The organism is Aquirhabdus parva (genome assembly GCF_003351745.1).
GTDB lineage: Bacteria > Pseudomonadota > Gammaproteobacteria > Pseudomonadales > Moraxellaceae > Aquirhabdus > Aquirhabdus parva.
In genome coordinates, this window is sequence record NZ_CP031222.1 from 3025255 (window position 1) to 3039887 (window position 14633).

The window sequence follows — 14633 nt, forward strand, 5'->3', positions numbered from 1 at the left end:
TTAATATACTTTCAGACCCACTCATAATAAAATTCATATAACTATCGATTATAAAACGCACAATCCATCACAATATTCAAAGGATATAAACTCAATAACCGTTGAGAAAACCAGTAATAACATTTACATCCAACTTAATCAAAAATAAAAATAAAACATTGTTTTATATCATCTAAATTTTATATTTTTTCGATAAATCAATATAAACCTCTCAAACATCAATAGCCAAAACCGCGCAAAAAAAGAAGAAATAAGAAAAGAAATATTATTATTTACTCGATTACATAAAAAATACAATTGATCATAAATCTTAAACCTATATTCGACATTCAAGCATTATTTGATGTTTGTCCCTTAAATATGAATACGCAGCATCATGAATATCATGTTGTATGCCATATGAATAAATTGGGCACTGCCCGGTCATTCTCAATCCATCTTAAAGCCAGCTGTCGTTTCTCAATCATGGAGTCTTCTATGCAAGTTTCGGATCTGTTTTCTGCTGTTGCGGTGCGTCGTGTGACGCTCTTGTCATCGATGGTTTCTGTCGTTTTGATGTCTCTTTCTGCACAGGCTGCAGAGCCTTGGGTATCGACCAAGACGCATGCGTTTAAACATTTTGACTGGGCCACCCCAAGTGCAACAACGGCAATTGCGGGGGCTGCAAGCACTGCGGTATCCGATGTCTCAGCAACGACTGCCGTGCCCATCACCTTGAGCCTTAAACTCCAGAATGAGGCACAGTTGGATAAGCTGGTGTCTTATTATCTCTCAGGCTCTGCACGCCAATACCTTACTCCTGCACAATTCACTCAGCAGTTTGGCCCCTCACAAGCACAAGTCGATAAAGTGGTCAGTTATCTCAAGAAATCCGGCTACACCAATATCACCGTCTCACCAAATCATCTGCTGGTAACCGCTACAGGTACCGCGGCTCATGCAAACAGTGCTTTTAACACCAAACTCAAAGGCTTTGAGAAAGATGGACACCATGTCTTTGCCAATAGCACTGATGCGCAGGTGCCACAATCTCTGGGCGGTATCGTGGAAACAGTACTTGGGCTAGATACGGCAAACGTATATCGCACCTTCAACCATCAAGTCATCGCCACCAATGCAAAACCCGGTTCAACAACCAATGCGACTCCCGCCAAAGTTGGACATAACCCGTTGGACTTCGCCACCATTTACGATGCAGCTTCATTACCTAAAGCAATCAATACCACAGCAGCTGTCGTAATGTGGGGAGATGGCACAGGTGCGGTTAAAGATCTAGGCACTTACACCACGGCCAATGGCCTAGGGGCTGTCGCAACGTCCGTGGTTAAAACCGGTTCGGCTTCTGACAGCTATACACTGACCGATGCTGAGTGGGATATGGATAGCCAGACGATTTTGGGTGCCGCTGGTGGTGCGATTCAAAAGATTATTTTCTATACCTCACCGGACTCACCAACCAATGCCAACGTGACCAACGCCATGAATCGTGCGGTAACGGATAATCTGGCCAAGGTTATTGATGGCTCGTTTGGCGAATGTGAGTCAGGCGATACGATTGCCGTCAACGATGCCATCTTTAAACAAGCCATTACCCAAGGTCAGACCTTCTCGATTTCTAGCGGCGACTCAGGTGCCTTTGAGTGCAATAGTGGCAAACCTACGAGTAATTATACCGTGTCCTCGCCTGCTGTTTCACCTTACGTGATTGCAGTTGGCGGTACTGCCTTGTATACGACAGGCACAACAGCTTATAGCAGCGAAGTTGTTTGGAATCAGGGCTTAAGCAAAGGAAAACTGGGCGCCACTGGCGGTGGCTATAGCAAGATCGAGGCTGCACCAGCGTGGCAAAGTGGGATCACGGCATCATCAACTTGGCGCGGCTTACCGGATGTTGGTTTTGATGCAGATCCTAACAGCGGCGTGAAAGTGTATGTGAACGGTGTAATTCAGCAGTGGGGTGGCACAAGCCTTGCCGCACCGATCTTTGCCGGACTCTGGGCACGCTTGCAGTCCAACAACAGTAACTCATTACCCTTCCCCGCAGCAGCGTTTTACTCCTACTTTTCCAAGTCTGCCAATGCAGGACTGCTGCATGATGTCACTTCAGGCAATAATGGTACGAGCACCTATCCAGGCTATACCGCTGTTGCTGGTTGGGATGCTTCAACAGGATTTGGTAGCTTCGATACTGCCAAACTGGATGCTTTCCTAAAGCAACAAACCAGTATTCCGACATCATTTTAAGTAGAGCTACTCATTGCAGCGCAATTGAATGGCCCTAAAAAAAGCCCGTATTGTTATGCGGGCTTTTTGTGTCTATCTCTTTACTTTAATAGATCATTTCTGCCAATCTGTTTGCTCTTTATCTCAAGACTTCAGGGAGCGCTCTATGGCGGCGTACGTCATTTTTATTCGTGAAAAAATCATCGATGCCGAGAAACTGGCGGAATATCGACAAAGCGTGGGCAGCACCTTTAAAGATCATCCGGTAAAGTTAATCGCGGCAAATGGCCCGCAGAAAACGTTAGAAGGCGAATCTGTCGATGATATCTTGATTCTGGAATTTCCCTCCTATGAGGCTGCATCCAATTGGTATAACAGCCCTGCTTATCAAGAGGCCAGCAAAACCCGCCTACAAGGGGCTTCTTTTCAAGTCTATATTACTGAAGGCTTTGCAGCGAAATAACCCAGTCTGACGGAAATGGAAATTGATGTCTAAGAAGCGTTCTTTCTGGAGGCGCGTTACAAGAAGAAAACCCATCATCACGGTGGGTTTCTTTGCTTTAAGCGTTGATTTTAGGCATCCTTAGGTCTGGATTCACTTAAGGGATGGACAATGCAAACAAGACAATGGGTCGCACTCTTCTCTTTACTGACCCTTTCAAGCTGCATTTTTGCTGAAGAACTTGATGATGAAGCGACCTGTACAGCCGCCTATAATCAATATGTCACCATGATCGGAACCAATAGTCTGTGTGCAGGTGCCGTATCAAAAGCACAATTAAATGATTTTGAAAAAGAATATAGCCACTACTGCCCGAAAACCGTCAATTTAAAGGTCTCAGAAGAAAAACAAAAAAACTTCCGCATCTTGTTTGGCAATCAGTATTTCAGCAAGGGTGGACTCACCGACAGTGAGATCAAGGAAAAGTTTAAACCCATCTGCGATGCAGCAATCAATGCGGCGAAGGACGCGGCATCGTAAATGCTCACTAAGGTCTGATGACCCATAAAAAAACCCACCATGATGGTGGGTTTCTTGATTTCATCTCAGCAGTCAAACGGCCTGATGGCTCATGCTTGATGACTTAGTGATGATACTTTTTCACGACCACCACTTTTTTGTGTTTGTAGACATGGTGATGCTTGCCGTGGTGCTTGGTATAGACCACACGTTTTTGGACATAGCCATGGTGGCGATCAACATGCACCGGATGATGAATGACCCGTTGCTCCACAATCGCGGCTTGTGACATGACTGGGGCTGCCATTACACCAACCAACGTTACACCCACTAATAGTTTCTTCAACATGATGCTTTCCTCACTTGTTTAAACCTGAGACTTGACTATACCCCCGAAAAATCACGGATTTAAGCAGACTCACACGCGACACATCAAAGACCTACCCGCCCTTGCCTTTTTATCCACATTTCAGAGTAGTTATAGATTTGAGTAAAGAAAATGGAGTAAAAACGAGGGGATAAAATAATCATCGCAAAACAGTTTTCATCGCTATGATTTGTTCGACACATCTGGCATCCTCAAACGATAATAAGACGAGGAACTCGACCATGAAAATAATCATTCTTGCTACGCTGTGCCTGCTGACTTTGCCTGCTTTTGCTGCAACGCCTGCCGATTCATCCAATCCACTGAACTACTCTGCTGATCAATCGGTGCCGCCTGTGGCATCACATCCACAATTATCTAAAAACCATCCGGCCAAACAAGCGGGCAAACACGTCAAAACCCCACGTAAAGACCACAAACCCTATAAAGCAGTAAAGTGTCATGATGGTTCATATCAACATCTGCGCCTAAGCTGTGCACCCCATGGCGGCGTGGCGCGCCACTAATTAAAAAAAAGAAACCCATCGCTTGGGATGGGTTTCTTTAGGCTCGATTTTAAAGCGAGGCTTTAAACAGCCCACTTAGCGCCAATGGTGATGATGTCTATAGCCATGATGGTATCTGACGGGGTGATATCGCACATGGTAATAACGGACATAGTGTGGACGATACACGACTGGGCGATAGTAACCGTGATGATGGTGGACATGATGCGCTGGATAATACACCACGCGCTCGACCACTGCGGCTTGTGAAACCACTGGAACCGCCATCACACCAACGAGGGCTGCGCCCATGAGAAGTTTCTTAAACATGATGTTGCACCTCTTCTTCTAGAATCTTGAGACTTCACTATACCCCCCAAAATCACGGTTTTAAGCAGACTCACAATCGATCCTACAAAGCGATACCGGATATTGTATTTTTATCCATATTTCCTAGGTTTGTAACGTTTAGGTATAGAAGGTGGAGAGAGGGTGGAGTGGCTCACCAAGTGCAGGAGATGGGACTGGAGAGATTATAAAAGAGACTACTCCCTCCTTTGCATGTTCGTTTAAGATGCGTCCGAATGTTGTGATGCTTCAACCAGCGTGATCAACCCCAAAAACACACTAAACATGGCGCTCAAGATCGTCTCTCGGTTTGTAGCATAGCCACTTAGCATCCAGCCAATTGCGGTCTGACCCACTGCCCCAAGCAGGGCTATAGTCAGAATCTCCCCTTCGGCATCCTCAATTTTCCATGTCGGATACTTACTGCGAAGAATGCCCAACAGCACGCCCGCAAGCTGACGCACGCTTTGGGTATAGAACTGATCAACTCTTGGACTCACGCCGAGTACTTCAAGCCAACTGACGCGCGTTACAAGCGGATCTTCGATCAGCGTGAAGGCACTCGCTAAACACTCCTGCACCAGCGTCCGCACATCTGCATCAGGGGCTAGACCACTGATCGCTTCCAAAATCGTCTGCTGGAACTTGACCAAGCAATGCTGATAAACCGCCATCAATAACGCTTCAGTATCGCTAAACGACTCATAGAAATAGCGATCCGTCAGCCCCGCCTGCTTACACAGTGCGCGTACCGTCACGGCACGATAGCCGATGGTGCCAAAGAGTACTAAACCTGCATCCAAGAATTGTTGCTGGCGACGTTGGGTACGGTCTTGCGAGCTCTCGCCGCCATAGACACGACTGGATGGAATTTGTTGGGGGTCTTTATTCATGAGCGTATTTGACAACATCTGTCGTCACATGTAAAGTGAAGATGGCTGTCGTCACTTTTGACATGCTGTGTATATCTAACGGCATATGCAACGCGTCATCACACAAGACTTCAGTAAAAGACACCGCAATACGGACGGATTCGTCAGCAGTCAAAACCAGACTTCAGGTCAGTCGTTTGTGCTGCTTGGATTGCATTTTGTATAGGGAAGATTCAATGAATGCTCAATCACAACCTTGGCGCTTATGGCTACTTTACCTACGGCGCCTCATCGGCTCGCAAACCATCCGTCCCATTACCCAGAGTAATTGGTATCAGCCGCGCGTGATCATCAGCGGTAGTACAGCCCCTGCCCTTCATGCCAGACCCGCAAGCGCTTCAGGCTTAATTGCGGAAGCAGTCTTGGACAGCATTGATGACTACTTGCAGCGGCAAAACAGCCATGCCCTATTGATCATGCATCAGGATCAATTGGTCCACGCCAAGTACTGGAACTTCAAGCCACATTACACCTTTAACTCCATGTCGATGGTCAAGACGGTACAAGCGCTTTCGATCGGCATTGCCATTGATTTGGGATTGATCGGCAGTGTGCATGATTCGGTCGCTCAGTATCTGCCCGAGTGGCGTAATGATGAGCGCGCCAAGATTACCATTGAACACCTGCTCACCATGCAGTCTGGCTTAAAGAGTGACCTCAGCCGACAAGGCATCACCGTTTTTCCAGCGATTGTACCGCTGTATTTGGGTACCAATATCAAGAAGCATGCGCTGGCACTGCCCGCTGTCGCAGAACCCGGCTGCTATTTTGAATACAACAATTACAATACCCAAATACTTGGGCTAATCCTCGAACAAGTCTCAGGCTTAAGCTCGGCGGCGTTCTTTTCCAAGTACATTTGGCAGCCGCTGGAGTGCCATGATGCCTCACTGTGGCTGGATCAAGAGAACGGTACAGCACGCACCTTCGGCGCACTGTTTGCCCGCCCTGAAGATTGGCTACGCGTCGCCAGCCTTTTTCTGACTAAAGGCAACTACAAGGGTCGCCAAATCGTATCGGAGGCTTGGCTCAAAGAAATGATCATCCCGCGCAATACGGAGGCACGCGGTGTAAAAGACGGCAAAGGCGACTACGGCTATCAGATTTGGCTCAAAGCCCATGATTACGGTCTGATTCGCGGTATTCCGTGGTTTGAAGCGACGCATGCTAAAGCGCCACATGTCGATGAAGAGATGTTTTATTTTGAAGGGATGCGAGGCCAGTATTTATTTGTCAGTCCGCGCCACAATCTGTTGATGCTGCGTATGGGTGAGCGACCAAAGCGTGACTGGGATGGAAGCTGGGCCATTAATCAATTGCTGCAACATCTGGATGAGGTACCAGAGCTGGCGTAATAAGACTGACAGGCTTGTATGAGAATACAAAAAATTCCAGCTCTCCACCCGACCTTATCATTTCAATGAATTTGAAGAAACGGTTCGTGAAATTTGCCGCACGGCTTAGGTCTACAAATTATGACTGCAAAACCATTTGATCATACGGTTTAACAAAGGGTCATCGGAACAATCGCCCCTTGGTCCTGTATGGCTAAGTTTGGGCTAAGGTGACACGGTAATGTCATATTCGGGTGTTTAAATCTGGCGCAGATTCATTCACCGTCGGATTACTTTTTCTATGTTCATCAATAAATTGCCATCAATTCTGATGGGAACACTGCTCGCAGTGAGCATCACCACAGCCCATGCTGCAACCTCACGCACCAGTTGGGTCGTCAATCAGGTTTATAACTATAACCATCCTTTTGCAGCGACTGACAGCGCTGATCTTGCGACCAAAATGTCTACCATGGCTGCCAGTGCATTCAACTTCTATCGTGGCACCAACCATATCTTCTACCAAGATACCTTAACCCTTCCCGCATCAAGCTATGTCACCTCACAAACAGGCTACACTTGGGTCGGCGGTGATGTGCATGTGGGCAATTTCGGCGGTCTGCGCGACAGCAGTGGCAACTCAATCTTCTCTGTGAATGATTTTGATGAAGCCTACCTGGGTCAGTATGTGTGGGATCTGCGTCGTCTAGCAACCAGTCTGGTGCTGGCGGGTCAAGCCAATGGCATTTCGAACACCGATATCACGACTGCGATTAGCACCATGGTCGGTAGTTATGTCAGCCAAATGAGCACGTTTAAAGGCAGCAGCGATGAACTAAGCTTCCAGCTTAAAAACGGCAATACCTCAGGTGCGGTACAGGATGTGATCAGTGCATCCAGTGGCGACAGCCGCTCTAGCCTACTCAGCAAATATACCCAGCTCTCTGGCAGCACCCGCACCTTCCAGAATATCGCAGGCTCTTTGATAGCGGTCAACAGCACGACTTACAACAATGTTGCAGGTGCGATGAGCAGTTATATCAATACCATCTCGGCTTCAAAACAATATGCTGCAAGCTACTATACCGTAAAAGATGTTCACCAAAAAATCGGCTCAGGTGTGGGCAGTTTGGGAAAACTACGTTACTACGTGCTCATTGAAGGTCCATCATCATCAACGACTGATGATGTAATTTTGGAAGTGAAGCAAGAAGTCAACAGCGCGGTTGCCACCGTGGATAATGGTCAGCTTCCATCGAGCTACTACGGCAATCATGAAGGGGGTCGTGTAGCAATGAGCGCCAAGGCACAGCAGTTGAATGCCGACGTGTTGATCGGCTATACCACCATCAATGGTCTGCCATACTATATCCATGAGAAGTCTCCGTATGCGGAAGACTTTGATTCGACCAAGCTGTCTACGGCGGGCAAGTTGAATACCGCTGCGACTTACTTGGGTCAAGCCTTGGCTGCCGCTCATGCCATATCTGATCAGGACTACAACAGCAGCATCGTGCCGTATAGCATCGACAAGCAAGTCACGGATGCGATCACCAGCACCAGCGGTCTAAAGTCTGAAATCTCTACTTTTGCCTTTAACTACGCAGCGCAGGTGAATCTGGATTGGCAGAGCTTTGTGTCTGCTTATAATGCAGGTACGCCGCTTTACTAAGAGTTTCAACGCTTAAAGCACTATGAACAAACGACCCCCGCACTCATCATGCGGGGGTCGTTTGTTTTATCTATACATGAGATGACCTGGCAACGCTAAGACTTTATCAACTCTAGCGTGACCTCAAAATGATGATCCGTCTCTGTCGCCCAGACATCAGGTGGGAAGGAAGCAAAGGCTGTACGGTTTAAGCTATTTAGCGCGTCATGATCCACTTGGGCATCGCCTGAGGACTGGACTATCGACTTGCTGATCAGCATACCGTCACGATTCAGGTCAAAACCGATTACCACACGAAGCGCCGCTTGAGGCGTGCTTGGATCGCTGGGGGCACCATCCGTAATCACCTTAAAGCGTCCGGTATGACCAAACTGGCTTTGCACGCCTTCGACATACAGTGACGCCGGATCGTGTGATCGCACTTGTGGTGTATCCGCTAATACCTCTTCTGGACGCTCGACATTGGACTGCGAGTCTGGGATAGGATTGGGCATTGATGTACTCTCTGCAACCGCAGGCACAGTGGATGTGGAGTCACTCACCAATGGTGCGATATGTACAGGGATCGGCGCAGGCATGGGTGATGGTGGCATCGATAATGCTGCGTGGCTTGCAGGTGCAGGAGGTGCCGCATTTTGAATATTGACGCTGAGCAAATAAGTTTCTTGCTCGGGTGGTTTAATTTTTTGTTGAGTGGGAAACATCACAATCAACACCCACGGGGTGACGGCCAGAATGCTTGCGATCCAGCGGCGGTATGCATAGGCATAGGTCATGAGGCGTGCGGTGTCTTTTTGACTCATCGGGTCGGTGTCACTCTCCAGCACAAAACCACTTTTACTCTCCCTGATGGTAGTTCACATCATCGCGATGAATCATGACAGAAAGATGGCGTGTCTCACACCCACCGCGGTAACCACGGAATATCAGTCACGCCAACATCATATCCTTGCTGATGCAGAATTGTGGTGAGTTGTCCGCGATGATGGGTCTGATGATTAAATAAATGGCTGACCAATGCCCATGTAGGTCTGACCCGCGTGCCACCATCGACATTGCTGATATAGGTGAAATCGGCGGCGAGTTGCTCTGCAGTGAGCGTTTGTGCCCATGCCAAAATCCATGTATCCACCTTGACCCGTTCAGCCCGTAGTTCTTCAAAGTCATCAAAGCGATGCTGATCAATCTTTTGCAGGGTGTACTGCCCGAGCGCCAACCGCTCCATCCACGCCAGATCACCATAGAGGATATGACTCAGCGTGCCATGGATGGACTTAAAGTATGCACCCAAATCACGACGGCGTAGCTCATCGGGGATGGTGGTAATCAGGGCATAGAGCCGCTGGTTCATCCATTGGTTGTATTCCGCCAACATGATATAGGGTTCGGGGATGAATATCGGCTGACTCATGAGTGGGCTCAAAGCGGGGATTCAATGGATGCTTTAAGTTATATGCCAGAAAACCTTTTTTTTCAATGCCGTGAAAAACTTCTACGACTCCCCTCATCCATAGGCCCGCACAAAGAACGCCGCAGTAATGCCAAAGGTCAGCATCAGCGTCGCCACACGCACCGCCTGAGGTGAGGCAAAACGGGCGATACGAGCCCCGCCATAGCCACCAATAATCGCAGCAACCAGCATGATCAGGGTTTGCTGCCAATACACGGCATGGGCAATAATAAAGGTCAATGCAGCAATGCCATTGGCGGTACTGACCATGATCGTGCGCGGCGGATTTAACGTTTTCAAATCGCGATTGGTCAGAACACTCCATACTGCCATCATCATAATACCCACCGCACCACCAAAATACCCGCCATAGATGCCCAAAATAAATTGCGCGATCAAGACCGCCGCAGGTTTGATATGGACATGACGGCGTAACCATTCGCCAAATTGACGACCAAAGCTGAGGACAATGGTTGCGATGAGCAAGAGCCAAGGCAGCAGATGATCAAAGGTTTGCGCTGAGGTCAACAGCAGTAAAACCGCACCAAGGATACCGCCGATCAGGGTGATCAACAGCAACAGACGCATGGAGACATTGCCTAAGGGTTGTAGTCCATCCCGATAAACCCATGCACTGGCAAGCCCACCGGGAAACAGTGCGACCGTGCTTGAAGCATTCGCTTGAACCGATGGCACCCCAGCAGCGATCAGTGCAGGGATGGTGACGAACGAGCCGCCACCGGCTAGGGCATTCATCGCCCCTGCCAAAAGCCCTGCCCCAGCAATCAAGAAAAAATGATCCATTGTCGCCACCTCTAAACCGATATAATGACCCGCAGTCTACGCCGATCATTTATCCACACAATCGGGCATTTCCAATGCTAGACTTCGGTAAAACCAGAGGCTTAAAACAGCCTCAGCACATAGGGGAATGATCATGCGTATCGACCTGACGGATCTACGCTTGTTTCTACTGGTGGTGGAACATGGCAGTCTAACCCAAGGCGCGGTCGCCATGAACCTGTCCTTGGCGGCGGTCAGTGAACGCATCTCCAATATGGAGTCGATCTTGGGCACGCCGCTGTTTGAACGCGTCCGACGCGGCGTGCGGACAACGGTCGCTGGGGATGCCTTGATTCGTCATGCGCGTTTGATCTTGGGTCAAGTCGAGCAGATGCGCGGTGAGCTGGATACCTATGCGTCAGGACTCAAAGGCCGCGTGCGGCTGATGTCAAATACCGCTGCGCTCAGTTCTTTTCTGCCGCAAAAGCTCTGTGACTTTCTTGCTCGTTATCCCGATCTGTCTGTCGATGTGGATGAGAAACCCAGTACGGATATTGTGCTTGCCGTCGCCAAAGGGCATGCGGACTTGGGGATTGTCGCGAATATTATCGACCTTGCCGCGCTACAGGCAGAGGTGATTGCGCAGGATCAGCTGGTGGTCGTGGTCAAGCGCACGCATCGCATCGCCAGCCTGCCCTTTGTGACACTGGCTGAGATTGTTGATGAGAAGTTTATCGGTCTGTCGGATGCAGCTTTGGAGCGACACTTGGGTGAGCGTGCCTCGCTGCTGGGACGCAAGATTGATTATCGGATTCGTATGCGCAGTATTGAGAATGTCTGCATGATGCTGGAGGCAGAAATCGGCATCGCGGTATTGTCCGCATCCGCCATTGAGTCCCTCCAGCGACCTGATCTAGTGATTGTTCCCTTACAAGAACCGTGGGCGACGCGTCAGCTTTATGTTTGTGCAAGAGACTTTGCGGCGCTGCCGCCGAGGACGCAGTTGCTGGCGAGTTTTCTAATGGGTGCGCTTGACTCTATAGAAACAGGCCGCTTGCAAACTTAACAAAGCGCTTACTTAACAAGCGACAAATGCAATAGGATTGCCCGAATTCATCCACATTTTCTTTAGATAGTGCATAAGCCAACTTTTTAGGCATATCTCAAGACGAAATCAATGGAGCGATGATGAAACGATTACTACCGGTGGCTTTGCTGGGTTTTTCATTGAACGCGTTTGCTGATGATCCGGCCCCAATGCCAACCTCAACCGATACCGGTCCTGCGCCTACGGACAGCCCTAGCCCACCACCCACCGATTCAACCAGTGCGCCATCTGCAGACTCCGCAAAGCCGCATAAGCATCACCACCACAAAGCCGATACACCGCCTACCGCTAGCTAAAAACATGCTCCCCCTTCAGGCAAGGGGGAGTGTTGACACGATCCATTTGCAATGCTCAATTTTGCCTGCCGAGAACATCATGTTTACCATCGATCATATTTCCCAGATTCATGCCAGCGTCAAATTGGGATCAAACTTTCCCCAATATGTGCAGGACCTAAAAGCCCTCGGTATGGCGTATTACGACGTCTTTGCCTGTGATGGTCACTCCGAGTATTACTCCACCAGTCGCGAGCGGCTGGAATCCCCGAAGAAGTATCCAACTATAGGTATTGCATCCAAAGGCGATGCCCATGCCCTACGCCGTACCATCAGTCTACATCAGCTCGGCAGCATCAACTTTCTGACCTTCTGCCATGAGGCCGCAAGTGCTGGAGTCAAATACTGGCGTATCGATGTGACGCACTTGCGCTGTATTTTTTATGATATGGCAGGGCATGAGATTTTGATTGAGCCGATTCCTCATCCTCAGCCAACGTCAATCCTTGCTCAATCTTTCAAATCACCTTTGTTTAAACCGATGGCCCATCAGACGCGATAGACATCGAGCCTCAAATCACGACCCTAAAAAAACCCGCATGGTGCGGGTTTTGATTATTTGGCTGAGCAAACTTAGATGCTGCGCTTCATTGAAGAGTCAGCAATGGTTGGCGTGTTAAAGGTGAATTGATCTTGGCTGGCGCTTTGTGCCGGCTTTTGCGCCGGGATTTGGTTGGCGACAGGATCTTTAGTAACGAGCGTATTTCCGGTAATGGCTGACATAGGGCTAATGCTCCAAGGATGATAAAACAGGGGGTTAATTCATCCTATGGATTTATTGCTCATTACAATATGAGCTTCATGTAGGGAGTTGTAGCCCTCTTGGACCATTTGTTTATTGTTATGTTAATGAGAATAATTCTTAATGATAACGTCATATGGGATTGTGATAATTGGAATGCTTATAAGCGTTTGGTGGGGTATCTTCTAGTATGAGCTTCGCTTCTATCCCCCACTTTCTAGAATGGTTTGCTTATATATTAAAGAATCTCAATGATTGCGACTAAGCACTTACGTGATGGAATATCAACCAAATATTATGAATAGATCTAATTCATATTGTGCACTATGTTTTTGTGTTGCAGACTATATTCTATAGCCTTGCTTGAACATCCGGATGTAAGATACGAGCATCCTGACTTATGACATCCAATATAAAACTAACACCAATACTTTTAGAAAATTCGGCTACGTGCTCATAAAACCGATAAGCGAAATCGCTTAAATTAGAGGTCGGCAAAATTCTCAAATAAAAATTAGAATTTTTGACAACAGGGTAGTCATCTATAAATCCACCATTCGCTAGATAACTTAAAGCATATTCTATAGCTTCATGCATTGCTTCCATCGCTTCATTTTCTTTTTGACTATTCCCTGATACTTCTAGCCAATTAAAATGGTCAGTTAAAGTCATTATTGCTAGTTTTTCTTCAGTGTTAATCAAAAATCCTATATCGTTTTTTGACATAAACCTCATTAATTCAGGGAGTATCGTACTGGAAAATATACTCATTTAATTTTTTCTCTTAATGACTTTTTCGCAACTATACATGTGGACAATTAAATTTCCATGAATAAATCAGGATAAATCTTCACTAATTGAGATCGCAAGTTTACATGATGGCTTATCAAAAAATTTTGAAGTTTCTCCTCCTTTACTCCTATTTCCTGTATCTGCATAACCATGATTTACATCAGTATGCAATTTCTCTTTTTCCTTGTTTTTTTTACCTTAAAGCATGGCAATCCTTCTCCTTAGCTACCTTTTAGATGTTAATCTCTACTAAGCATTTAACCAACTATGAATGCAGAGATTTCAATGAGCCCAACTTCCTTTCACTCCCTGTCACCATTCAGTGGCCATTAGATAAGCATGTGGCTTTACATTTATTTTTAAAATTTCAACTCCACGTGTTGGAAAAACTTAATATTCAGATTGCAAATGAAGTCAGTCAGGTCAATGACCCTCAGCTTCTCGCCACAGAATATTTGGCGGGTCATTTATCATTCGCAAGCCTAGATAGTGCAAGAGTTCAATGGTGGGACTATATCGATGATCATAATGGAATCACAAACTTTCAAGACCGAAATCTACTCATGGCTAGATTGGCAGTCTGTTTACTGATGACTAAAGTAAACGAAGGTGACACGTTGCAAGATCATCTCGATTGGTTTATCGAGTTTTTGAAAGCTTTAGGGGAAGACTCGAAAAAAGTGACTGCTTTAAAAAAAGATTATTTTAATTTAGCAGATCGAATTTAATGAAACCCGAGATCACCGCAACCGTCAAACTCTATGCAACGCACATCAGCGGACGCAAAAGCTCTCTCTTGCCACCCTACTTTGCATGTACAGCTCAGATTGGCGACGCTTTTCATGATGTCCGCGTTTACTATGATCACGTGTTGGAACTGGGGCAAGAATACACGCTGACCTTACAGTTTCTATGCCCAGAACTCGCGCTGCCCAAACTCAAAATAGGAAGCACTTTTTTTCTTACAGAAGGCGGTAGGAAGATTGCGGCATGTCGAGTAACTCATATGTTAAATAAACACCATGAGTAGCCCTGTTAAATTCACCTCTTTTTCACTCTAAATTCATCTGAATTTTTTTG

19 protein-coding genes are annotated in these 14633 nt (G+C 47.2%); 11 read left to right on the plus strand and 8 right to left on the minus strand.

The annotated features are described in order from the left end of the window. Positions 1-477 precede the first annotated feature (477 nt). The 3 genes from HYN46_RS13605 to HYN46_RS13615 all read left to right on the plus strand — a co-directional run bounded on the left by HYN46_RS13605 (position 478) and on the right by HYN46_RS13615 (position 3205). Positions 478-2244 carry a S53 family peptidase gene (locus tag HYN46_RS13605; RefSeq protein ID WP_210009193.1) on the plus strand — a complete coding sequence of 589 codons (1767 nt, stop codon included), beginning with the start codon at positions 478-480 and terminating at the stop codon, positions 2242-2244. A gap of 145 nt (positions 2245-2389) precedes the next feature. After that, complete coding sequence (locus HYN46_RS13610) at positions 2390-2686, plus strand: DUF1330 domain-containing protein (RefSeq protein WP_114899884.1); 297 nt, start codon at positions 2390-2392, stop codon at positions 2684-2686. Positions 2687-2836: 150 nt separating this feature from the next. Then, positions 2837-3205 (plus strand): hypothetical protein, encoded by a 369-nt coding sequence (locus tag HYN46_RS13615; RefSeq protein WP_114899885.1) that lies wholly within the window; start codon positions 2837-2839, stop codon positions 3203-3205. Positions 3206-3308: 103 nt separating this feature from the next. Here HYN46_RS13615 and HYN46_RS13620 read toward each other — a convergent pair whose 3' ends face one another. After that, positions 3309-3533, minus strand: coding sequence for a hypothetical protein (locus HYN46_RS13620; protein ID WP_114899886.1), 225 nt, complete (start codon positions 3531-3533; stop codon positions 3309-3311). 260 nt (positions 3534-3793) lie between these two features. Here HYN46_RS13620 and HYN46_RS13625 point away from each other — a divergent pair, with 260 nt between their 5' ends. Further along, a complete protein-coding gene (locus tag HYN46_RS13625) occupies positions 3794-4078 on the plus strand; it encodes a hypothetical protein (protein WP_114899887.1) in 285 nt (94 codons plus the stop codon). Between the two features lie 75 nt (positions 4079-4153). Here the strand turns inward: HYN46_RS13625 and HYN46_RS13630 are convergent, their stop codons facing one another. Then, complete coding sequence (locus HYN46_RS13630) at positions 4154-4387, minus strand: hypothetical protein (protein ID WP_162818203.1); 234 nt, start codon at positions 4385-4387, stop codon at positions 4154-4156. 239 nt (positions 4388-4626) lie between these two features. Further along, positions 4627-5316, minus strand: a complete 690-nt coding sequence (locus HYN46_RS13635; RefSeq protein WP_114899889.1) for a TetR/AcrR family transcriptional regulator — start codon at positions 5314-5316, stop codon at positions 4627-4629. A gap of 197 nt (positions 5317-5513) precedes the next feature. On the opposite strand from HYN46_RS13635, the gene HYN46_RS13640 reads away from it, so the two are divergent. Both HYN46_RS13640 and HYN46_RS13645 read left to right on the plus strand, forming a co-directional pair. Beyond that, positions 5514-6692: a serine hydrolase domain-containing protein gene (locus tag HYN46_RS13640; RefSeq protein WP_162818204.1), complete on the plus strand. Its 1179-nt coding sequence runs from the start codon at positions 5514-5516 to the stop codon at positions 6690-6692. Between the two features lie 280 nt (positions 6693-6972). Then, entirely contained in the window at positions 6973-8343 is a 1371-nt protein-coding gene (locus HYN46_RS13645; protein ID WP_210009196.1) for a DUF2252 domain-containing protein, read from the plus strand. A gap of 95 nt (positions 8344-8438) precedes the next feature. Here HYN46_RS13645 and HYN46_RS13650 read toward each other — a convergent pair whose 3' ends face one another. The 3 genes from HYN46_RS13650 to HYN46_RS13660 all read right to left on the minus strand — a co-directional run bounded on the left by HYN46_RS13650 (position 8439) and on the right by HYN46_RS13660 (position 10597). Then, entirely contained in the window at positions 8439-9170 is a 732-nt protein-coding gene (locus HYN46_RS13650) for an energy transducer TonB family protein (RefSeq protein WP_162818205.1), read from the minus strand. A gap of 71 nt (positions 9171-9241) precedes the next feature. Next, a complete protein-coding gene (locus tag HYN46_RS13655; protein WP_114899892.1) occupies positions 9242-9754 on the minus strand; it encodes a DinB family protein in 513 nt (170 codons plus the stop codon). Between the two features lie 93 nt (positions 9755-9847). Next, complete coding sequence (locus HYN46_RS13660) at positions 9848-10597, minus strand: sulfite exporter TauE/SafE family protein (protein WP_114899893.1); 750 nt, start codon at positions 10595-10597, stop codon at positions 9848-9850. 133 nt (positions 10598-10730) lie between these two features. Between HYN46_RS13660 and HYN46_RS13665 the strand changes: the two genes are divergently transcribed. From HYN46_RS13665 to HYN46_RS13670, 3 genes are all read left to right on the plus strand, one after another. Then, the gene (locus HYN46_RS13665) at positions 10731-11642 is read left to right on the plus strand and encodes a LysR substrate-binding domain-containing protein (RefSeq protein WP_114899894.1); all 912 of its coding nucleotides are present in this window, start codon (positions 10731-10733) and stop codon (positions 11640-11642) included. Between the two features lie 122 nt (positions 11643-11764). Beyond that, positions 11765-11980 (plus strand): hypothetical protein, encoded by a 216-nt coding sequence (locus HYN46_RS17310; protein ID WP_162818206.1) that lies wholly within the window; start codon positions 11765-11767, stop codon positions 11978-11980. Positions 11981-12059: 79 nt separating this feature from the next. After that, positions 12060-12521 carry a DUF1398 domain-containing protein gene (locus HYN46_RS13670; RefSeq protein ID WP_162818207.1) on the plus strand — a complete coding sequence of 154 codons (462 nt, stop codon included), beginning with the start codon at positions 12060-12062 and terminating at the stop codon, positions 12519-12521. A gap of 71 nt (positions 12522-12592) precedes the next feature. Here the strand turns inward: HYN46_RS13670 and HYN46_RS17315 are convergent, their stop codons facing one another. Together HYN46_RS17315 and HYN46_RS13675 are read right to left on the minus strand one after the other, a co-directional pair. Then, the gene (locus tag HYN46_RS17315) at positions 12593-12742 is read right to left on the minus strand and encodes a hypothetical protein (RefSeq protein ID WP_162818208.1); all 150 of its coding nucleotides are present in this window, start codon (positions 12740-12742) and stop codon (positions 12593-12595) included. Positions 12743-13112: 370 nt separating this feature from the next. Beyond that, complete coding sequence (locus tag HYN46_RS13675) at positions 13113-13487, minus strand: DUF6572 domain-containing protein (RefSeq protein WP_162818209.1); 375 nt, start codon at positions 13485-13487, stop codon at positions 13113-13115. Positions 13488-13789: 302 nt separating this feature from the next. Here HYN46_RS13675 and HYN46_RS13680 point away from each other — a divergent pair, with 302 nt between their 5' ends. Together HYN46_RS13680 and HYN46_RS13685 are read left to right on the plus strand one after the other, a co-directional pair. Further along, positions 13790-14281, plus strand: coding sequence for a hypothetical protein (locus tag HYN46_RS13680; protein ID WP_114899897.1), 492 nt, complete (start codon positions 13790-13792; stop codon positions 14279-14281). Continuing rightward, complete coding sequence (locus tag HYN46_RS13685) at positions 14281-14583, plus strand: hypothetical protein (RefSeq protein WP_114899898.1); 303 nt, start codon at positions 14281-14283, stop codon at positions 14581-14583. The genes HYN46_RS13680 and HYN46_RS13685 overlap by 1 nt, the downstream gene beginning before the upstream one ends. Positions 14584-14633 lie beyond the last annotated feature (50 nt).